The 20092-nt window shown below is 67.7% G+C and carries 17 protein-coding genes; 13 read left to right on the top strand and 4 right to left on the bottom strand.

Annotated elements, in window-relative coordinates; translation table 11 throughout:
• Positions 1 to 50: 50 nt before the first annotated feature.
• The 9 genes from QZ332_RS05330 to QZ332_RS05290 all read left to right on the top strand — a co-directional run bounded on the left by QZ332_RS05330 (position 51) and on the right by QZ332_RS05290 (position 11855).
• Positions 51 to 3365 (top strand): PD-(D/E)XK nuclease family protein, encoded by a 3315-nt coding sequence (locus QZ332_RS05330; RefSeq protein ID WP_295763309.1) that lies wholly within the window; start codon positions 51 to 53, stop codon positions 3363 to 3365.
• Position 3366: 1 nt separating this feature from the next.
• Positions 3367 to 6933: a helicase-exonuclease AddAB subunit AddA gene (addA, locus tag QZ332_RS05325; RefSeq protein ID WP_295763307.1), complete on the top strand. Its 3567-nt coding sequence runs from the start codon at positions 3367 to 3369 to the stop codon at positions 6931 to 6933.
• Positions 6934 to 7177: 244 nt separating this feature from the next.
• The gene (locus QZ332_RS05320; RefSeq protein WP_295763305.1) at positions 7178 to 7390 is read left to right on the top strand and encodes a DUF378 domain-containing protein; all 213 of its coding nucleotides are present in this window, start codon (positions 7178 to 7180) and stop codon (positions 7388 to 7390) included.
• A 171-nt stretch (positions 7391 to 7561) separates the two neighbouring features.
• Positions 7562 to 8794, top strand: a complete 1233-nt coding sequence (locus QZ332_RS05315) for an aminopeptidase (RefSeq protein ID WP_295763303.1) — start codon at positions 7562 to 7564, stop codon at positions 8792 to 8794.
• A 36-nt stretch (positions 8795 to 8830) separates the two neighbouring features.
• The gene (locus QZ332_RS05310; RefSeq protein WP_295763301.1) at positions 8831 to 9313 is read left to right on the top strand and encodes a gamma carbonic anhydrase family protein; all 483 of its coding nucleotides are present in this window, start codon (positions 8831 to 8833) and stop codon (positions 9311 to 9313) included.
• 3 nt (positions 9314 to 9316) lie between these two features.
• On the top strand, positions 9317 to 10468 hold the full coding sequence (locus tag QZ332_RS05305; protein WP_295763298.1) for an AI-2E family transporter: 1152 nt from the start codon (positions 9317 to 9319) through the stop codon (positions 10466 to 10468).
• A gap of 216 nt (positions 10469 to 10684) precedes the next feature.
• Positions 10685 to 10900, top strand: a complete 216-nt coding sequence (locus QZ332_RS05300) for a helix-turn-helix transcriptional regulator (protein ID WP_295763296.1) — start codon at positions 10685 to 10687, stop codon at positions 10898 to 10900.
• On the top strand, positions 10893 to 11663 hold the full coding sequence (locus tag QZ332_RS05295) for a DUF3169 family protein (RefSeq protein ID WP_295763293.1): 771 nt from the start codon (positions 10893 to 10895) through the stop codon (positions 11661 to 11663). Before QZ332_RS05300 ends, QZ332_RS05295 begins: the two co-directional genes overlap by 8 nt.
• A 33-nt stretch (positions 11664 to 11696) precedes the next feature.
• Positions 11697 to 11855, top strand: coding sequence for a hypothetical protein (locus QZ332_RS05290; RefSeq protein ID WP_295763290.1), 159 nt, complete (start codon positions 11697 to 11699; stop codon positions 11853 to 11855).
• Positions 11856 to 11910: 55 nt separating this feature from the next.
• Here the strand turns inward: QZ332_RS05290 and QZ332_RS05285 are convergent, their stop codons facing one another.
• Genes QZ332_RS05285 through QZ332_RS05270 form a run of 4 tightly spaced genes read right to left on the bottom strand, consistent with a single transcriptional unit; the run spans position 11911 to position 14266 of the window.
• Positions 11911 to 12540, bottom strand: a complete 630-nt coding sequence (locus tag QZ332_RS05285) for a hypothetical protein (RefSeq protein WP_295763287.1) — start codon at positions 12538 to 12540, stop codon at positions 11911 to 11913.
• Positions 12527 to 13297, bottom strand: a complete 771-nt coding sequence (locus tag QZ332_RS05280) for a hypothetical protein (protein ID WP_295763284.1) — start codon at positions 13295 to 13297, stop codon at positions 12527 to 12529. Before QZ332_RS05280 ends, QZ332_RS05285 begins: the two co-directional genes overlap by 14 nt.
• On the bottom strand, positions 13294 to 13767 hold the full coding sequence (locus QZ332_RS05275; protein WP_295763281.1) for a hypothetical protein: 474 nt from the start codon (positions 13765 to 13767) through the stop codon (positions 13294 to 13296). Before QZ332_RS05275 ends, QZ332_RS05280 begins: the two co-directional genes overlap by 4 nt.
• Complete coding sequence (locus QZ332_RS05270) at positions 13754 to 14266, bottom strand: RNA polymerase sigma factor (protein ID WP_295763279.1); 513 nt, start codon at positions 14264 to 14266, stop codon at positions 13754 to 13756. The genes QZ332_RS05275 and QZ332_RS05270 overlap by 14 nt, the downstream gene beginning before the upstream one ends.
• Positions 14267 to 14788: 522 nt before the next feature.
• On the opposite strand from QZ332_RS05270, the gene QZ332_RS05265 reads away from it, so the two are divergent.
• From QZ332_RS05265 to QZ332_RS05250, 4 genes are all read left to right on the top strand, one after another.
• Complete coding sequence (locus tag QZ332_RS05265) at positions 14789 to 15589, top strand: enoyl-CoA hydratase-related protein (RefSeq protein WP_295763277.1); 801 nt, start codon at positions 14789 to 14791, stop codon at positions 15587 to 15589.
• Between the two features lie 39 nt (positions 15590 to 15628).
• Positions 15629 to 17185, top strand: a complete 1557-nt coding sequence (locus QZ332_RS05260) for an acyl CoA:acetate/3-ketoacid CoA transferase (RefSeq protein WP_295763275.1) — start codon at positions 15629 to 15631, stop codon at positions 17183 to 17185.
• A gap of 172 nt (positions 17186 to 17357) precedes the next feature.
• The gene (locus tag QZ332_RS05255) at positions 17358 to 18833 is read left to right on the top strand and encodes a 4-hydroxyphenylacetate 3-hydroxylase family protein (protein ID WP_295763273.1); all 1476 of its coding nucleotides are present in this window, start codon (positions 17358 to 17360) and stop codon (positions 18831 to 18833) included.
• A gap of 138 nt (positions 18834 to 18971) precedes the next feature.
• Positions 18972 to 20092, top strand: a 1121-nt coding sequence (locus QZ332_RS05250; RefSeq protein ID WP_295763271.1) for an acyl-CoA dehydrogenase, incomplete at its 3' end; no start/stop codon positions are given.

Below are 20092 nucleotides of genomic sequence, written 5' to 3'. Positions count from 1 at the left end.
GATCGTGCTATACTGTTCGGCAAGAAACGATCCTTAAGGAGGCGGCCCCATTGCTGACGATCCTCACCGGCCGGGCGAAGACCGGCAAATCTCAGATGCTCCTGGACCAGATCGCGTCCCATCCCGGCGGGCGCAGGCAGATCCTCCTGGTCCCGGAGCACGCCTCCCACCAGGCGGAGGTGGACCTCTGCCGCGCCTGCGGCGACGCCGCCAGCCGCTATGCCGAGGTCCTGAGCTTCCGCCGCCTCTCGGACCGGGTGCTCAGCATCACCGGCGGCGCGGCCCAGGTGACGCTGGACGCGGGCGGCAAGCTCCTGACCCTGGAAAAGGCCCTCCTGGAGGTCGCGCCGGAGCTGACGGTCTACCGCCGTCCCTCCCGGAAGTCCGCCTTCCTCCGCCAGCTCCTGGACCTCCTGGACGAGCTCCGCTGTTACGAGGTCTCCCCCGAGGCCCTCTACGAGCAGTCCCTGGCCATCACCGGGGCCACCCGTGACAAGCTCCACGATCTCAGCCTCCTCTACGCCGCCTATGAGGCCCGTCTCCTCCGCCCCGGCCTGGACGCCCGGGACCGGATGACGAAGCTCTGCAACAGCCTGGAGGCGTCCGCCTATGTCCAAAACAAGGACGTCTATATCGACGGCTTCACCTACTTCACCGCCCAAGAGCGCCGCTGCCTCTCCATCCTCCTCCGGCAGGCCCACTCCGTCACGGTCTCCCTCCTGGGGGAGCCCAACAGCAAAGAAGAGATCTTCGAGGCGTCCCTCCGCACCCTGGAGCGCCTCCGCCGCCTGGCGGAGCGCGAGGGCAGGCCCGTGGCCGTCAAGGTCCTCCGGCGCGCCGACCCCACCCCCCTGGGCCATCTGGAGCGGCACTTCTTCAGCGGCCCCGCCCCCTACGGCGGCGGCGCCCCCATGATAAAGCTCCTCCAGGCCGATACCGTCTTCTCCGAGGTGGAGCAGACCGCCGCCGCCATCCGCGGCCTCCTGGCGCAGGGCCGGTGCCGCTGCCGGGACATCACGGTGGCCGCTCGGAACATGGGGGATTACGAGGCCGTCATCGAGACGGTCTTCGAGCGCTACCAGATCCCCGCCTATCTCAGCCGCCGCAGCGACATCCTGGAAAAGCCGGTCCTGAGCCTCCTCACCGGCGTCCTGGCCTCCATCGGCGGAGGCTATGAATACGACGACATGTTCCGCTGGCTGAAGACGGGCCTCTCCGGCCTCTCCCCGGAGGAGTGCGACGTCCTGGAAAACTACGTCCTCAAGTGGGAGATCCACGGCGGCATGTGGCTCCGGGACGCCGACTGGACCGAGGGCCCGGACGGCTACGGCGCTCCCTGGACCCCCGCCCGGGAGGCCCGCCTCGCCCAGGTCAACGCCCTCCGCCGCCGCGTCCAGGCCCCCCTCTCCCGCCTGGCCGGGGGCCTCAAGGCCGGCGAGACCGCCGCCGCCAAGGTCTCCGCCCTATACGGCTTCATGGAAGAGCTGGGCCTCCAGGACGCTCTGGAGCGCCAGCTCCGCGCCCAGGCGGAGTCCGGCCGCCTCCAGGAGGCGGAGGAGACTGCCCAGCTCTGGGAGATCCTCTGCGGCGTCCTGGACCAGTTCGTGGAGATCCTGGGCGGCGAGCCCATGGAGCTGGAGGAGTTCACCCGCCTCTTCCGCCAGGTCCTGACCCAGTACAGCGTCGGCACCATCCCGGTCTCTTTGGACCAGGTGCAGGTCAGCGGCGTCGCTCGGAACGACCGCCATACCGCCAAATACCTCTTCCTCCTGGGCGCCAACGACCACGTCCTCCCCACCCCCAGCGAAGGCGGCGGCATCCTGAACGAGGACGACCGGAACGAGCTGGCCCTCCGCGGCGTGGAGCTCTCCCCCACCGGCATGGACCAGATGTCCATCGAGCTCCAAAACCTCTATGCAGCCCTGGCCCAGCCCACCGACGGCCTGACGGTCAGCTGGCCGGTCACGGACGTCTCCGGCGCGGAGCTCCGCCCGGCCTTCGTCGTCGACCGCCTCCTGGCCCTGTTCCCCTCCCTCCGCGTGGACCGGGAGCCCTCCGGCCGGCCCTACCGCCTGACGGCCCCCCTCCCGGCCCTGGAGTCCGCCGTCCCCGGCACGCCCCTGTGGCGGCACCTGGCCCAGATCCCCCGGTTCCGGCCCTCCCTCTCCGCCATGGCCCGCGCCGCCGCGCAGACCCGGGGCTCCCTGTCCCCCCGCGCGGTCCGGGCCCTCTACGGCAGCCGGATCGGTCTGACGGCCTCCCGCCTGGAGCGGATCCGCACCTGCCACTTCTCCTATTTCATGGAGTACGGTCTCAAGGCCAAGCCCAGGGCCCCCGCCGCCTTCGACGCGCCGCAGATCGGCACCTTCCTCCACTTCCTCCTGGAGCGCGTCACGCGGGACGTCCAGTCCCTGGGCGGCTTCGCCCAAGTGGACCAGGAGGCCCTCCATGCCCTGGTCCGCAAATACATCGACGAGTACGTCGAGACGGAGCTCCGCGGCCTCCAGGACCGCGACGCCCGCTTCCGCTACCTCTTCGCCCGCCTGCGCCGGACGGCCTGCGCCGTCGTCGACCAGGCGGCGGAGGAGCTCCGCTGTTCCGACTTCGTCCCCGTGGCCTTCGAGCTCTCCTTCGGCGACGGCAAAGACGCGGACCTCCCCGCCGTCGTCATCTCCGAGCCGGACGGCGAGCTCCGCGTCGGCGGCAAGGTGGACCGTGTCGACGGCTGGCTCAAAGACGGCAAGCTCTATCTCCGCGTCGTGGACTACAAGTCCGGCCGGAAGTCCTTCGACCTCTCGGCGGTCCGCATGGGCCTGGACATCCAGATGCTCCTGTACCTCTTCACCCTGCAAAAGACCGGCTCCGCCCGTTTCGGGCGGGAGATCGAGCCCGCGGGCGTCCTGTACCTCCCGGCCCGCGACGAGATCTTGTCCGCCCAGCGGAACATCCCCCCGGACAAGCTCCAGGCCGAGCGGGAGAAGCAGCTGCGCCGCAGCGGCCTCCTCCTGGCGGAGCCCCAGGTCCTCCAGGCCATGGAGCACGACGCCCTCACCGAGCCCCGCTACCTCCCCCTCCGGGTGAACAAAAGCGGGGACCTCTCCGGAAGCCTGGCCTCCGCCGCCCAATTGGGCCGGCTGGGCCGGTACGTGGAGTCCCTCCTCCATGACATCGCCCGGGAGGTCCGCCAGGGCCGCATCGACGCGGACCCCTGCTGTCATACCGAGGAGGACGCCCCCTGCCGGTGGTGCGACTGGGCCCCCGCCTGCCACTTCCGCCCCGGCCGGGACGGCGACCGCTTCAACTTCATCCTCCCGGTGAAGCCGGAGGAGTTCTGGCAGGAGATCGAACGAAAGGAGGATCCCTGACATGCCCGTGACCCTGACCCCCCAGCAGCGCGCCGCCGTCGAGGACCGGGGCGGGAGCCTCCTGGTCTCCGCCGCCGCCGGATCCGGCAAGACCCGGGTCCTGGTGGACCGCCTCTTCCGTTACGTGACGGAAGAGCGCTGCAACGTCGACGACTTCCTGATCATCACCTACACCCGCGCCGCCGCCGCGGAGCTCCGGGGCAAGATCGCCGCCGAGCTGAGCCGCCGCATGGGGGAGGACCCCAGCGACAGCCATCTCCGCCGCCAGCTCCTCCGGGTCTACCAGGCGGATATCAAGACGGTGGACGCCTTCTGCACGGCCCTCCTCCGGGAGAACACCCACCTCCTGGCCCAGGATGCCGACAAGCACGCCCTGACCCCGGACTTCCGCGTCCTGGACGACAGCGAGGCCCTCCTGATCCGCCGCCGCTGCCTGGACCGGACCCTCTCCGGCTTCTACGAGTCCCTGACCCCCGGCGGCGAGCTGCTGGCGGACACCCTGGGCGCGGGCCGGGACGACAGTGCCCTGGCGGACCTGGTCCTGGAGCTCTATGATAAGCTCCAAAGCCACGCCTCCCCGCACGACTGGCTCGCCCGGAGCCGCGCCGCCTGGGACCCCCCCGCCGCCGTTTTCGACGACACCCCCTACGCCCGGGCCCTGCTGGAGGCCGTCCGCCGCCGCGCCGCCCATTGGGCGGACCAGCTCCGCCGGGCGGCGGAGCGCACGGAGGGCGACACTCCCCTGGAGGCCGGCTACGGCTCCAAATTCCTGGAGACGTCCCGGGCCTTCCGGGCCCTGAGCCGGGCCGACAGCTGGGGATCCGCCCGCCAGGCGGCCTCCGCCGTCGTCTTCCCCCGCCTCGCCACCCCCAGGGGCCGCCGGGACGACCCCCTCGTCGTCTCCCTGAAGCAGACCTGGGACGGCTGCAAAGCCGCCCTGAAGCCCCTCGCCTCCTGGCTCGACGTCTCCGGGGAGGAGGCTCTGGAGGACCTCCGGGCCGTCTCCCCGGCCATGCTGGCCCTCCTGGACCTGACGGCGGACCTCTCCGCCGCCTACCGGGCGGAAAAGCTCCGGCTCAACGCCGCCGACTTCTCCGACCAGGAGCATCTGGCCCTGGCCCTCCTGGTGGGGCCGGACGGCGCTCCCACCGAACTGGGCGAACAGGTCTCCGCCCGCTATGTCGAGATCCTGGTGGACGAGTACCAGGACACCAACGAGGTCCAAAACGCCATCTTCCGCGCCGTCTCGAAAGGCGGGGAGAACCTCTTCACCGTGGGCGACGTGAAGCAGAGCATCTACCGCTTCCGCCTGGCGGACCCCGGCATCTTCCTCGCGAAATACGCCGCCTTCAAGCCCCATACGGAGGCCCGGCCCGGCGAGGGCCGCAAGATCGTCCTCTCCCAGAACTTCCGTTCCCGCCAGGAGATCCTGGACGCCGCCAACTTCATCTTCCAAAACATACTCTCCGCGGAGATGGGGGAGCTCGATTACGACGAGGACGCCTCCCTCCACTTCGGCGCGTCCTATTACCCGCCCCGGACGGACTGCCAGACGGAGTTCCACCTCCTCACCGCCCGCCAAAAGTCGGCGGAGGACCCCCACCCCGTCAAAAAGCTGACTGCCGAGGCCCGTTTCGTGGCCCGCCGCATCCGGGAGCTCCTGGACTCCGGCTATCCCGTCACCGCCCCCGACGGCGCCCTGCGCCCCTGCACGCCGGAGGATATCGTCATCCTCATGCGCTCCCCCGGGAGCCGGACGGCGGTCTTCGCCTCCGCCCTGGCGGAGCAGGACGTCCCCTGCTCCTTCCAGGAGGACCGCGGCTTTTTCGACACGATGGAGGTCTCCACCACCGTGGCCCTCCTGGAGCTGATCGACAACCCCCGCCAGGACGTGCCCCTGATCTCGGTCCTCCGCTCCCCCATCTTCGGCTTCACCCCGGACCGCCTGGCGGAGCTCCGCGCCGCCGCGCCCGACGGCGATTTCTACGATGCCGTCGCCGCCTCCGGCGCGGAGGACTGCGCCGCCTTCCTGGACACGCTGGCCGCCCTCCGCCTGGCCGCCCGGGACATGAGCGTCCACCGCCTCCTCTGGCATATCTACAACAGCCTGAACCTCCTGGGCCTCTTCGGCGCGATGGACGGCGGCCTGGAGCGCCGGGAGGGCCTGATCGCCCTGGCCCGCCAGGCCGAGAAGTTCGAGTCCAGCGGCCACCGGGGCCTCTTCGCCTTCGTCACCCAGCTCCGCCGCCTCCTGGAGGCGGGGAAGGCCCCCCCGTCCTCCGCCGGCGCGTCGGTGAACGGCGTCCGCCTGATGAGCATCCACAAGTCCAAGGGCCTGGAGTTCCCCATCGTGATCCTGGCGGACCTGGACCATGCCTTCTCCCGCCAGGACTTCGACACCCCCGTCCTGGTCCATCCCACCATGGGCCTGGGCCCCCGCCGGGTGGACCTGGCGCGCAAGATCCGCTATCCCACCCTGGCCCGCACCGCGGTGGAGGAGACCCTCCGCCGGGAGGACCTGGCCGAGGAGCAGCGGGTCCTCTATGTCGCCATGACCCGCCCCAAGGAGAAGCTCATCCTGGTCGATTCCCTCTACTTCGCCGAGACCCGCCTCCAGCGCCTGGCGTCCTCCGCCGCCTGCCCCGTCCCTCCGGAGGCCGTCGCCGCCTGCCGGACCTTCGGCGAGTGGCTGCTCCTCCCCCTCCTCTGCCGTCCGGAGGCGGAGCCCCTCCGCGCCCTGGCCGGGGCCGAGGTCCCCGTCGTCCCCTGTCCCGACGCCCCCTGGCAGATCCATATCCACGACAGCGAGGATCTCCGGGACCGCCCCGCCCCCGCCGCCCCCGCGGCGGAGGAGGACGGCGCGGAGACGCCCTTCGACCCGGCCCTCCTCTCCTTCGAGTATCCCTACCGGCGGGAGTCCGCCCTCCCTGCCAAGCTGACGGCCACCCAGCTCAAGGGCCGCCTCCTGGACCAGGAGATCGCGGAGGGCTCCGCCCATACCCCCTATATCCGCCCCCTCTCCCAACCCAGGTTCCGCCGGGAAGAGCAGGGCCTCACCCCGGCGGAGCGGGGCTCCGCCACCCACCTGGTCCTCCAGTACCTGGACTTCGCCGACCCCGACGTCCCCGCCCAGATCTCCGCCCTGGAGGCGAAGGCCCTCCTCACCCATCCGCAGGCCCAGGCCGTGGACGTCCCGGCCCTCCGCCGCCTCCTGGCCTCCCCCCTGGCCGAAGAGCTGCGCACGGCGGAGGCTTCCGGCCATCAGCCCCTCCGGGAATACCGCTTCACCCTCCTGGTCCCCGCCCGGGAGTACGATCCCCAGGCGTCGGAGGAGGACGCCGTCCTCCTCCAGGGCGTGGCGGACTGCTGTTTCGAGACGCCGGAGGGGCTGACGGTCGTCGATTTCAAAACGGACCATGTCCGCACGCCCCAGGACGTCCGCCTCCGCGCGGAGCACTACCGCCCCCAGCTGGAGGCGTACAGCCTGGCCCTGAGCCGGGTCCTGGAGCGGCCGGTGACCCGCCGCGTCCTCTACTTCCTCGCCTCCGGCACGGCGGTGGAGCTTTGAACCGCTCGTAAAATTTTCCCATTGCTAGATCCGCCGGGATCGGACAATCTAAGGACCTGTATCCATGACCGATGGATGCCGGACGGGCGGCGTCCCCTCCCGCCATGCCGCGCGCGCTCCCCGGGCCGTGCGGCCGCATGACCGGGGCTCGGCGCGGCACGGCGGCGGGGCCGCTCGGACGGCGCTCAGCGGTCGGGGATGCAGGTCCGAAAGGACATCCCAGCAAAAAGGAGGTGCTCCCACGATGTTAGATAAGATCGCGGTCCTTCTGGCCGTCATCGGTGCGCTGAACTGGGGCGGCATCGGCCTGTTCGGCTTCGATACGGTGGCCTGGCTGTTCGGCGGCCAGCTCGCGGTGTTCTCCCGGATCGTCTATGCCCTGGTGGGCCTGGCGGGCCTGTGGTGCCTGACCCTGCTGTTCCGCCTGGACCGGGAGACCGCTCCCGGCGCGGCCTGAGGGAAAAAAGACCGGAGAGGCGCCGCCTCCCCGGTCTTCCTTCGTCCCCGGCCCGAAGATCCGTGAACGTTTTTTGAATCTCGCCGCCCCCGTCTTTACTTCCCTGTTAAAATGTTCTATAATCGCACATCATATGATGTCCCATACGACCGGAAAGGAAGGACCCCTGAAATGGAAGGAAAACTGCGCGAATACGCCCGTCTGCTGGTCCGGGTGGGCCTGAACGTGGAGGAGGGCCAGCGGATGATCGTCTCCTCCCCGGTGGAGTGCGCCCGCTTCGCCCGCCTCTGCGTCCAGGAGGCTTATGACGCCGGCTGCAAAGAGGTCGTCATGAACTGGACCGACGACGCCGTGACCCGGATGAGATATCTCCACGCCGCGGAGGAGGTCTTCGACACCGTCCCCCTCTGGCGGCAGCACTTCTTCAACGACCACGCCCTGGAGGGCGCGGCGTACCTGGCCATCTCCGCCGCGGACCCGGAGAACCTGAAGGGCGTGGATCCCCGGCGGATCGTGGCCGCCCAGCGCGCCAGCGGCAAGGCGCTGAAGGACTTCGACCGCCTCCAGATGTGCGGCGGCTTCCCCTGGTGCATCGCCTCCATCCCCATCCCCTCCTGGGCCGTCCGGGTCTTCCCGGGCCGGTCCGAGGCGGAGGCCGTCTCCGCCCTCTGGGACGCGATCTTCTCCGCCGTCCGCGTCACCGGCGACGGCAAAGCCGTGGACCGCTGGCGGGAGCACCTGGACACCCTGGACGCGCGCCTGGAGAAGCTGAACGCCCTGAAGCTCAAGTCCCTGCACTACACCAACTCCCTGGGCACAGACCTGACGGTGGACCTGCCCGAGGGCCATATCTGGGAAAGCGGCGGGGACCGGACCCTCTCCGGCCGGAGCTATATCGCCAACATCCCCACGGAGGAGATCTTCACCTCCCCCCTGAAGACCGGGGCCAATGGCATCGTTTACGCCTCCCTGCCCCTGGTGCACGACGGCAACGTCATCGACAAGTTCCACTTCGTCGTCAAGGACGGCAAGATCGTCGAGGCCCACGCCCAGCAGGGCGAAGAGACCCTCCGGGCCGCCATCTCCGTGGACGAGGGCGCGTCCTGCTTCGGCGAGGTGGCCCTGGTCCCCTACGACAGCCCCATCTCCGCCCAGGGCCTCTTGTTCTACAACACCCTCTTCGACGAGAACGCCGCCTGCCACATCGCCTTCGGCGAAGCCTACCCCTGTCTGGAGGGCGGACAGCAGATGAGCAAAGACGAGCTGAAGGCCCGCGGCCTCAACGACTCCATTACCCACGTGGACTTCATGATCGGCACGCCGGACCTCTCCATCGTGGGCACGACCCGAGACGGCGAAGAGGTCCCCATCTTCATCGACGGCAATTTCGCCCCTGCGTTTTGACCGCCGGGATCACATAACAGGAACGAGGAGGACACCATGCCATACGAACTTAGGAAGACCGACGCGGACGTCCTGATCTGCGAGGGGGCCCGCGTCAGCGGCGATGTGGCCCTTGGCCGCGGCGTGAACATCTGGTACAACGCCGTCATCCGGGGCGACGACGGCGCCATCACCATCGGCGAGGACACGAACGTCCAGGACTGCGCCGTCCTCCACGAGGAGACCCGCATCGGCGCGGGCTGCACCATCGGCCACGGGGCCGTCGTCCACGGCTGCACCATCGGGGACAACGTCCTCATCGGCATGGGGGCCGTGGTCCTGAACGGGGCCAGGATCGGCGATGACTGCATCGTCGGCGCCGGGGCCCTGGTCACCGGGAAGATGGACGCCCCCGCCGGCTCCATGATCCTGGGCTCCCCCGCCAAGGTGGTCCGCCCCCTGACGGAGGCGGAGATCGAGTCCAACCGCCGCTCCGCCCGGGGCTACCTGGAGGCCGCGGCCGCGTACCGCCGGAGCTGACCTATGGACTGGGACCACGATCAGATCAAACAGCGCCTCCTGGTCGTCTGCGGAGGCGTGGCCTTCTTCTGCGCCCTGCAAAACCTCCGGGCGGTCTTCGCCGTCCTGGGCCGGGCCCTCGGCGTCCTGAGCCCCTTCCTGATGGGGGGCGCCATCGCCTTCATCCTCAACGTCCCCATGCGCGCCATCGAGCCCCTCCTCCCCAGCGGCAGGCGGTGGCGCCCCCTCCGCCGCCCCCTGGCCCTGATCTTGACCCTGACGGCCATGACCGGGGTCGTGGCCCTGGCGGCCGGCGTCATCAGCCCCGGCATCGGCGAGGCGGTCCGCTCCCTCACCGGCCAGCTCCCCGCCGCCATCCAGCGGGCCCAGGAGCGCCTGTCGGAGCTCCAGTCCTTCCTCCCCCAGCTCCAGGCCCTGGCGGAGAACATCGACTTCGACTGGAAGGCCCTCTCCGAGAAGGCCATGGCCCTGCTCCAGGACTGGGGCAGCGGCCTGGTCTCCTCCGGCGGCGGCATCATCGGCGGGGTGGTCAGCGGCGTCAGCACCTTCGTCATCGGCCTGATCTTCTCTTTCTACATCCTCCTGCAAAAAGAGCGCTTAGGCCGTCAGGGCCGCCAGGTCCTCTACGCCCTCCTGCCGGAGCCCTGGGCGGACGAGACGCTCCGCGTCCTGCGCCTCTCCTCCAGGACCTTCTCCAGCTTCCTCTCCGGCCAGTGCGTGGAGGCGGTGATCCTGGGCTCCCTCTTCGTGATCTCCATGACCGTCCTCCGGATGCCCTATGCCCTGCTGGTGGGCGTCCTGATCGCCCTGACGGCCCTCATCCCGGTGGTCGGGGCCTTCATCGGCTGCATCGCGGGCGCGCTCCTCATCGCCGTCACGGACCCGCTCCAGGCCCTGGCCTTCATCGTCCTCTTCCTGGCGATCCAGCAGATCGAGGGCAACCTGATCTACCCCCACGTGGTGGGCGGCTCCGTGGGCCTGCCCTCCATCTGGGTCCTGGCCGCCGTGACCCTGGGCGGCAAGCTGATGGGCGTAGCGGGGATGCTGTTCTTCATCCCCCTGTGCTCCGTCCTGTACACGCTCTTCCGCAGCTTCATCAAGGCCCGCCTGGCGTCCCGGGGCGTCCCCGCCCGGAAATGGGACGCTCCCTCATGAACGAGATCGTGCGGGAGGCCCTCTCCGGCCCCCCGCACACGCCCTCCCCATCCTCTCAGCCTCCCGCATCTTTCGGCGGCTGGAGCCCTCCGAAACGTTCGGAGGGCTTTTTTCGTTTTCCCTATTGACAACTATCCTTGTCAGTGCTATCCTATATCTGACAAGGATAGTTGTCAAAACGACAATCACCCTTGTCAACAAGAAGGAGGGAACGCCATGCCCTTATACAACCGGCTGAAGGAACACCGGGCCCGCCTGAGCGTGAACCAGCAGGAGCTGGGCCGTCTGGCGGGGGTCTCCCGGCAGACCATCAGCCAGATCGAGCGGGGGGACTACTCCCCTTCCGTGGCGCTGGCGCTGAAGCTGGCGAAGATCTGCGGCGTGCAGGTCGAAGACATTTTCACTTATCAGGAGGACGATCCCCATGAATGAACGATCCCAAGAGAAAAGCGAGAACCGGAAAGCCCTGCCCAAGTTCGCCCTGACCATGCTGGTCTCCATGCTGGCCGGGGGCGTGTTCGGCTTCGTCATCGGCTTCAGCCGGGTCTTCGGCCTGGATACCGCCGCCTTGGCCCGGTGGCTGGACGGCGCCGTCCAAGCCGCCACGCCCTGGGGCATCCCCGTCACCACGGTGGTGACCATGGGAGGGAGCTTCCTCCTCTACCGCTCCGCCGCCAGAGGGTACGCCGCCTGGGACGGCGGGGACGAGGACGAGACCAGCGAGTCCATCGAGATGTCCCTGAGCTGGGTCCTGCTCCTCAGCGCCGTGCAGCTGCTCATAGACCTGTTCTTCATGGCGGCCCTGGCCACCCGCCTGCAGGAGGGCAGCCTCTGGGTGGTGGGCCTGTTCCTGCTCTCCTGCGGCCTGGTGGTCTTCGCCCAGCAGAAGGCCGTGGACCTGGAGAAGCGGATGAACCCGGAGAAGCACGGCAGCGTCTACGACACGAGGTTCCAAAAGGAGTGGCTGGACAGCTGCGACGAATCGGAGCGCCGGCAGATCGGCGAGGCGTGCTACCGGGCCTATATGGTCACCGGCCGGGTGTGCCTGGGCCTGTGGCTGATCCTGACGATGCTGGGCATGGTCTTCGAGATGAGCATCCTGCCGGTCTTCGTCCTCCTCCTGGTCTGGGGGACCATGCAGGTGACTTACACCCTGGCGTGCATCCGCATGTCCAAGCATCCAGGGACCCTGTGAGATCGCACGGCATCCGGAAAGGAGGCGATCCATATGTACGAGTATCAGGTCCTGACCTTCCTCCAGCCCAAGGAGTGCGAGGCGGTCCTCGGCCAGCGCGCGAAGGAGGGCTGGCGCTTGGCCGCGATGTGCCCGGACCTGGCGATGGGCGTGGGCGTCATCGTCACCCTGGAGCGCAAAGCCGAGGGATGACGAAAGGCCAGCCGGGGAGCAGATGCTCCCCGGCCGGCCTTTCCCTGTCTCATCCTTATCCCGCGTCCTCCGCCTCCGGCGCGACCCGCTCGAAGGCGAAGCTCCCGCTGGTCCTCCGCCCGTGGACGAGGATGGTGTGCTCCCCCGTCTTGGCGATCTCCACGGACTGTTCCCCATTCAGCGGGGACCCCTCCAGGACGGTCTCCCCGTCCTCGTCGCTGACCTCCACCTCCAGCCAGCCGTCACAGGTCTCGATATGGCCCGCCAGGGTATCCCCGGCCTCCAGCCGCAGGGTGTGGGAGTCGAAGCCGTCGAAATAGCGGTAGTCCATGCGGTAGCTGGTCTCGTCGGCGTACCGGGAGCAGTCGTAGGCGCTGCGGTACTCCCCGTTCTCGATGTACCAGGCGGCGCCGTACAGCGCCAGCCCCGCCCCCACCAGGAGGAAGCACAGCAGCATCCCTATCCAGTCGTACTTGACCTTCCCGCCGCCCCTGGCGGCCAGCAGCACCTCCGCCCCCAGGGCGACGAGGATGACCGGCGACGCCTTCAGCATCCAGCTCAGGTCCAGGGAGGGCCAGAACAGGGAGGCCATCATCCCGCATCCCGCCGCCACCAGCACCACGCCCAGGGTGAAGGTCCCCGCCCGGCGCTGGGGGCGGGCCGCCGTCCCCTCACCGGACGTCATGGGGCTCCTCCTTCTCCTCCTGGAGCTCCTTCTCGAACTTCTCCACGTTGAACTCGGACTTCCACTCCAGGACCACCGGCGCGGGCTCCTGGGCCTCCGGCGTCCCCGGGGGCTCCGGGGCCTGGGGCTCCGCCTCCTGGCGGAACTGCGCCTCCGCCTGGGTCCAGGGGGTCGCCTTCATCTTGGGGGGCTCGGCGGGGCCCTTAGGGGGCGTGTAGGAAGGCCCGTCCTCTTTGGGCGCTTTGGGCCCCTTGATGAACCAGATGCCCAGGGCCACGATCAGCACCGTCCCCAAGATCCGGGGCATATCCCAGACCAGCAGGTCGTACAGCCAGTCGAAGAAGAAGTTGCCCCGCAGCACACCCAGGACGTGCCGGGCCAGGATCATATACAGGCTGTACAGCCCCAGCGCCACCAGCAGCCAGCCGATGAGGCTCCCCCGGCGGCTGAGGATCCGGGTCAGCTTCTGCGAGTCCATCTCGGACAATCCAAACATGAACTCGTCCTCCGGGGCGAGCCCGTCCCGGACCTGGCGGCGGAGGTTGAAGCTGTCGAAGAACGAATAGGCCCACAGCGGCGCGATCAGCACCGTCAGCGCCCCCATCTCCAGGAACACGGCGATGAACGCCAGTGCGCTGAAAATGATCGTCTGGGAGATGCCCCGCTTCAAATACCCCTGGCACATCTGCCCGCAGCCGGGGACACAGGCCCACATCAGGTGCCAGCAGCCCCGCAAAAATTTCCGAATGGCTTTCATGCCTCGTTTCCTCCTTTTATGAACTGACCGGGCCGCAGCCCGTCAAAAAAGTCCGACAGCCCCCCCATGGTCCCCCGCAGGGAATCGCCGATGTCCCCCGTCAGCCCGGTGAGCTGCCGGGAGATGCTGGGCCGGTCCTCCGGCAGGACGGGCCGGATGGGCTCCACCCGCTCTCCGCCCCACAGCACCGTCAGCGCCAGGGCCACGGCAGCCGCCGCCGTGGCGTACCGGCTAGTGACCATCCGGAGGGCCCGGCTCCGTATCCGGGCCCAGAGGGCCCTTTGACAGGACTGCTCCGGGACCAGCAGGGCCCCGTCCTCCAGGGCCAGGTCGTACCGCTGCAGACAGTGATCGCAGAAGGCCAAATGCTCCGCGATTTCCAGCCGCTCCAGCTCATCGAAGCGGTCCTCGTTCCGCGCCAGGGCGGTCAGGGCCCCGTCGCTCAAGTGCCCGTCCTCACGAAATATCATGCCTCCCACTCCTTCCCAATGCCTCCCGCAGGAGCTTCTTCCCCCGGGAGAGCTGTGTATAGACCGTCTTCACCGGCCTGCCCAGGGCCAGGGCGGCCTCCTCCACGGAGCGCTCCTCCAGCAGGCACGCCTGGCACACCTGCCGGTAGGGCTCCTTCATGCCCCGGACGGCCTCCCGGACCTCCTCCGCCCCGCTGCGGCGCAGGGCCACCTCCTCCGCGGGCGGGGCCAGCCCCCTGGCCAGCTCCTGGTCCCCGGGGAGGACCGTGCGGCGGTTCCAGGCGCTTTGCAGATGGTCCTTGGCCTTGTTGGCGGCGATGCGCCCCAGCCACTGCCGTTCATAGCCCTCCGGGATGCTGTCCCGGTGGAGGTAGGCCGAGAGGAAGGTGTCCTGGGTCAGGTCCTCCGCGGCGGAGGCGTCCCGGACCAGCTGGAAGCAGACGGTGTACACCAGCCGCTCATACTGGAGCACCAGCGCGGAGAACTGTTCCTTCGTCATGGATGCCACGCCGTCACGCCACCCCCTCCTCTCAGGGCCTGCCGGGACACGTCCCCGGCGGACCTTCGTTGTCCGACGTATATGATACGATCCCCCGCCTCGGGATTCTTCAAAAAATAAAAATTTTTCCTTCGCCGGCCCGGAGCGGCGCGCCCGGCCGCCGCCTGTTTATTCACGATCGAATAGCATATATTCGATCGTGAATACATGCACGCATCCCCCCTCCCTTTTTGCGCACTTTCCACAGGGATGCCCGCCGCCGTTCCCATACTTCCCACAACGTGTCCGGAGCACGGACGCCGCCCTCCCGCTCCCGCGGCTATTCAAAATTGAATGATCCCGCCGTCCTCCTCGGGAGCCTCTCTCCCAAACATAGAAAACCGCCCCCGATTTTTTGGCAGTTTGAACAGCCCGCCGCCTGGAACGGCAGAAACTGCGGCTTGAAAAGTTGGCACATAATTTGCTATAATAATCGTCGGGAAAAACGGGGGCCGCCCCGAAAAAATGAAGGAGGATACTACTATGTATCAGACCGTTCGTTATGAGAAGAAAGACGGCATCGGCATCGCCACCATCGCGCGTCCCGAAGCGCTGAACGCCCTGAACTCCCAGGTCATCTCCGACCTGGAGGCGCTGATCTGCGAAGTGGAGGGGGACGCGGACCTCCGGGCCTTCATCCTCACCGGCGAGGGCCGCTCCTTCGTCGCCGGGGCCGACATCGGCGAGCAGAAGCCCATGGACGTGGCCCAGGGCCGCAAGTGGGGCCAGCGGGGCAGCGCCCTGTTCCGCCGCATCGAGAAGCTGGAGATCCCCACCATCGCGGCGGTGAACGGCTTCGCCCTGGGCGGCGGCTGCGAGATCGCCATGAGCTGCGACATCATCCTGGCCGCCGGTCCCAACGCCGAGGGCAAGGGCGGCGCGAAGTTCGGCCAGCCCGAGGTGGGCCTGGGCATCACCCCCGGCTTCTCCGGCACCCAGCGCCTGCCCCGCCGCGTGGGCACCGCCAAGGCCAAGGAGCTGATCTTCTCCGGCAAGGTCATCGGCGCCGACGAGGCCAAGGCCATCGGCCTGGTCAACGAGGTCTATCCCCCCGAGCAGCTGATGGACGCCGCCGTGGCCATGGCGAAGTCCTTCACCGTGAACGCCCCCATCGCCGTGAAGTATTCCAAGGCGTGCATCGACCGCGGCATGCAGATGGACATCGACGACGGCATCGCCCTGGAGAACGAGCTGTTCGCCATGTGCTTCGCCACCGAGGACCAGAAGGAGGGCATGGGCGCCTTCCTGGAGAAGCGCAAGGAGAAGCACTTCCAGAACAAGTGAGCAAGGCTATCCTAACATAAAAAAAGGAGAACGAAAAGCATGAAGAAAGTTCGCGTGATCACCGCTGAAGAAGCGGCCCTGATGGTCAACGACGGCGACACGGTCTCCACCGGCGGTTTCGTCAGCTGTGCCTGCCCCGAGGCGCTGACCAAAGCGCTGGAGCAGCGCTTCGTGGAGACCGGGCACCCCCGGGACCTGACGCTGTTCTTCGCGGCGGGCCAGGGCCACCGGGACGGCACCGGCGGCGATCACTTCGGCCACGAGGGCATGTGCCGGCGGGTCGTGGGCGGCCACTGGGACCGCGCCGCCAAGCTGGGCGAGCTGGCCCTGGCCAACAAACTGGAAGCCTATAACCTCCCGCAGGGCGTCATCACCCACATGTACCGGGACATCGCCGCCCACAACATCGGCACCATCACCCACGTGGGCCTGTACACCTTCGCCGACCCCCGCAACGGCGGCGGCAAGCTGAACGAGTGCACGAAGGAGGACCTGGTCAAGCTGGTGGAGATCGAGGGCGAGGAGCGCCTCCTCTATAAGCCCATCCCCATCGACGTCTGCCTGGTCCGGGGCAGCTATGCCGACGAGTACGGCAACTGCACGGTACATAGGGAGATCGGCCCCCTGGACGTGACGGCCCAGTGCCAGGCCACCAAGAACTCCGGCGGCAAGGTCATCGTCCAGGTGGAGAAGATCGTCCAGGGCGGCACCCTGGATCCCCGCCTGGTGAAGATCCCCGGCATCTACGTGGACGCCATCGTCGTCGGCTCCATCGAGGATAACCTCCAGTGCCTGGGCATGCCCTATGACGGGGCCCTGAGCGGCGAGTTCCGCATCCCCGTGGACGACATCCCCTCCATCCCCCTGGACGCCAAGAAGATCCTGGCCCGCCGGGCCGCGATGGAGCTGCCCCAGGACGCCATCGTGAACCTGGGCACCGGCGCCCCCGAGAAGATCGCCAACGTCGCCGCCGAGGAGGGCATCTCCGACAAGATGACCCTGACGGTGGAGGCGGGCTCCATCGCCGGCGTGCCCTACGGCGGCACCCAGTTCGGCGGCGCGGCCAACTCCATGGCCATCCTGGACCACAACGTCCAGTTCGACTTCTACCAGGGCGGCGGCCTGGACGTGGCGTTCCTGGGCCTGGCGGAGACGGCCCCCAACGGCGACCTGAACGTCTCCAAGTTCGGCACCCGCCTGGCGGGCGCGGGCGGCTTCATCGACATCACCCAGAACGCCAAGAAGGTGGTCTACTGCGGCACCTTCACCGCCAAGGGCCTGAAGACCGAGTGCCGGGACGGCAAGCTGGTCATCACCCAGGAGGGCGCGAAGAAGAAGTTCGTCAACCAGGTGGAGCACATCACCTTCTCCGGCACCTATGCCAACAAGGTCCACCAGCCCGTGCTCTACGTCACCGAGCGCGCGGTGTTCGAGCTCCGTCCCGAGGGCGTGACCCTGATCGAGATCGCCCCCGGCATCGACCTCCAGACCCAGGTCCTGGACCAGATGGAGTTCATGCCGAAGATCGCCGAGGACCTGAAGCTCATGGACGAGCGCATCTTCCGCGACGAGCTGATGGGCCTGGCCAACGACTGAGCCCAAGGGGACTGCGTCCCCTCCCCAGGCGCCCCGCCGCGCCGAAGGCGCGGCCCCGCCGGACCCCCTCGCGCCCCAGGCGCGGCCGGCGGCGTCCCCAGCGGGCAGAGCCCGCCCGGGACGGATCCGGACGCCGCACCGGCGTCCCATCAAAATCAGGAGGAAACAAGAAATGGCCTTAATGACCGCTCAAGAGTACATCGAGAGCCTGCGCAAGCTCAAGACCCGGGTCTACATGTTCGGCGAGGAGATCAAGGACTGGGTGGACCACCCCATGATCCGCCCCAGCATCAACTGCGTCGCCATGACCTACGCCCTGGCCCAGGACCCCCAGTACGCGGACCTCATGACCGTGAAGTCCAGCCTGACGGGCCACACCGTCAACCGCTTCACCCACCTCCACCAGTCCACGGAGGACCTGATCAACAAGGTGAAGATGCAGCGCCTCCTGGGCCAGAAGACCGCCAGCTGCTTCCAGCGCTGCGTGGGCATGGACGCCTTCAACGCCGTCTTCTCCTCCACCTATGAGATCGACGAGAAGTACGGCACCCACTATCACGAGAACTTCAAGAACTTCATCACCATGGTCCAGGACAACGACCTCACCGTGGACGGGGCCATGACGGACCCCAAGGGCGACCGCTCCAAGGCCCCCAGCCAGCAGGCGGATCCCGACATGTACGTCCACGTGGTGGAGCGCCGCCCGGACGGCATCGTGGTCTGCGGCGCGAAGTGCCACCAGACCGGTTCCATCAACAGCCACTGGCACATCTTCATGCCCACCATCTCCATGGGCGAGGCGGATAAGGACTGGGCCGTGAGCTTCGCCTGCCCCACCGACGCCGAGGGCATGTATATGATCTACGGCCGCCAGTCCTGCGACACCCGGAAGCTGGAGGAGGGCGCGTCCATCGACGTGGGCAACGCCAAGTTCGGCGGCCAGGAGGCCCTGGTGGTGCTGGACCACGTGTTCATCCCCAACGAGTACATTTTCCTGAACGGCGAGTATGAGTTCGCCGGCATGATCGTGGAGCGCTTCGCGGGCTACCACCGCCAGAGCTACGGCGGGTGCAAGGTGGGCGTGGGCGACGTGGTGATCGGCGCCGCGGCCCTGGCCGCGGAGTACAACGGCGTGGAGAAAGCCAGCGCCGTGAAGGATAAGCTGATCGAGATGACCCACCTGAACGAGACCCTGTATTGCTGCGGCATCGCCTGCTCCAGCCAGGGCTTCAAGACCAAGGCGGGCAACTATCAGATCGACCTGCTCCTGGCCAACGTCTGCAAGCAGAACGTGACCCGCTTCCCCTACGAGATCGTGCGCCTGGCCGAGGACGTGGCCGGCGGATTGATGGTCACCATGCCCAGCCAGAAGGACTTCGATTCCGACACGGTCGTGGGCCGCAACGGCGAGACCATCGGCGACATCTGCAACAAGTTCTTCGCCGCCCGGGAGGGCGTCTCCACCGAGGACCGCCAGCGCGTCATGCGCTTCCTGGAGAACATGTGCCTGGGCGCCGCCGCCGTGGGCTACCGGACGGAGTCCATGCACGGCGCGGGCTCTCCCCAGGCCCAGCGCATCATGATCGCCCGCCAGGGCAACATCCAGGGCAAGAAGCAGCTCGCCAAGGACATCGCAGGCATCCAGTAGACCGCATCACGCCACAACGCCCGGAACAGCCCCGGGCCAAAAGGTCCGGGGCTGTCTCTTTTGCGCGGAACGCCTGGGAACATGTGGCAGAATGACCAAGATCGACCCCAGAAATTTATCATAAAAGGAGAGATCATCATGGATTTCAATCTGAGCCGTGAGCACCAGCTGATCCGGAAGATGATGGCCGACTTCACCGAAAATGAAGTGAAGCCCATCGCTGCCGAGACCGACCTGACCAGCGAGTATCCCCGGGAGAACATCGAGAAGCTGTTCGACCTGGGCGTCATGGGCATGTGCGTGCCCAAGGAGTATGGCGGTACCGGCGCGGACCCCTTGGCCTCCGCCATCTGCATCGAGGAGCTGAGCAAGCAGTGCGCCTCCACCGGCGACATCGTCGCCACCCACAACGGCCTTTGCTGCGACCCCATCCTGACCCACGGCACCGAGGAGCAGAAGAAGAAGTACCTCCCCATGCTGACCACCGGCCATAAAGTCGGCGCCTTCGCCCTGACGGAGCCCAACGCCGGTTCCGACGCCTCCAAGGGCCAGACCGAGGCCAAGCTGGAGGGCGACCACTACGTGATGAACGGCTCCAAGATCTTCATCACCAACGGCTACGTGGCGGACGTGTTCGTGGTCTTCGCCATGACCGACAAGTCCAAGGGCACCAAGGGCATCTCCGCCTTCATCGTGGAGAGCAGCTTCCCCGGCTTCTCCGTGGGCAAGCACGAGGTGAAGATGGGCCTCCACGGCTCCCCCACCGCCGAGATCGTGTTCACGGACTGCATCGTGCCCAAGGAGAACCTGCTGGGCAAGGAAGGCCGGGGCTTCCCCATCGCCATGCAGACCCTGGACGGCGGGCGCATCGGCATCGCGGCCCAGTCCCTGGGCATCGCCGAGGGCGCGCTGGCCGAGGCCAAGGAGTACACCAAGGGCCGCGTCCAGTTCGGCAAGCCCATCAGCAAGTTCCAGAACACCCAGTTCACCTTCGCCGACATGGAGCTGGGCTGTGAGGCGGGCCGTCTGCTGACCTATCAGGCCGCCGTGATGAAGGGCGAGGGCGTGCGCTATACCAAGGCCGCCGCCATGGCGAAGCTCTTCTGCTCCGAGCACGCTATGAAGACCACCACCAAGGCCCTGCAGATGTTCGGCGGCTACGGTTATACCAAGGACTATCCCATGGAGCGCATGATGCGCGACGCCAAGATCACCGAGATCTACGAGGGCACCAGCGAGGTCCAGCGCATCGTCATCTC

Source organism: uncultured Oscillibacter sp., assembly GCF_910584465.1.
GTDB lineage: Bacteria > Bacillota > Clostridia > Oscillospirales > Oscillospiraceae > Oscillibacter.
This window is presented reverse-complemented; position numbering and strand designations above follow the sequence as displayed.

Coding starts and splice junctions, on each gene's coding strand:
- QZ332_RS05255 (WP_295763273.1), top strand. CDS start 17,358: ATGGCCTTAATGACCGCTCAAGAGTACATCGAGAGCCTGCGCAAGCTC.
- QZ332_RS05295 (WP_295763293.1), top strand. CDS start 10,893: ATGAATGAACGATCCCAAGAGAAAAGCGAGAACCGGAAAGCCCTGCCC.
- QZ332_RS05275 (WP_295763281.1), bottom strand. CDS start 13,767: ATGATATTTCGTGAGGACGGGCACTTGAGCGACGGGGCCCTGACCGCC.
- QZ332_RS05265 (WP_295763277.1), top strand. CDS start 14,789: ATGTATCAGACCGTTCGTTATGAGAAGAAAGACGGCATCGGCATCGCC.
- QZ332_RS05270 (WP_295763279.1), bottom strand. CDS start 14,266: ATGACGAAGGAACAGTTCTCCGCGCTGGTGCTCCAGTATGAGCGGCTG.
- QZ332_RS05320 (WP_295763305.1), top strand. CDS start 7,178: ATGTTAGATAAGATCGCGGTCCTTCTGGCCGTCATCGGTGCGCTGAAC.
- QZ332_RS05290 (WP_295763290.1), top strand. CDS start 11,697: ATGTACGAGTATCAGGTCCTGACCTTCCTCCAGCCCAAGGAGTGCGAG.
- QZ332_RS05315 (WP_295763303.1), top strand. CDS start 7,562: ATGGAAGGAAAACTGCGCGAATACGCCCGTCTGCTGGTCCGGGTGGGC.
- QZ332_RS05280 (WP_295763284.1), bottom strand. CDS start 13,297: ATGAAAGCCATTCGGAAATTTTTGCGGGGCTGCTGGCACCTGATGTGG.
- QZ332_RS05300 (WP_295763296.1), top strand. CDS start 10,685: ATGCCCTTATACAACCGGCTGAAGGAACACCGGGCCCGCCTGAGCGTG.
- QZ332_RS05285 (WP_295763287.1), bottom strand. CDS start 12,540: ATGACGTCCGGTGAGGGGACGGCGGCCCGCCCCCAGCGCCGGGCGGGG.
- QZ332_RS05305 (WP_295763298.1), top strand. CDS start 9,317: ATGGACTGGGACCACGATCAGATCAAACAGCGCCTCCTGGTCGTCTGC.
- QZ332_RS05260 (WP_295763275.1), top strand. CDS start 15,629: ATGAAGAAAGTTCGCGTGATCACCGCTGAAGAAGCGGCCCTGATGGTC.
- QZ332_RS05310 (WP_295763301.1), top strand. CDS start 8,831: ATGCCATACGAACTTAGGAAGACCGACGCGGACGTCCTGATCTGCGAG.
- addA (WP_295763307.1), top strand. CDS start 3,367: ATGCCCGTGACCCTGACCCCCCAGCAGCGCGCCGCCGTCGAGGACCGG.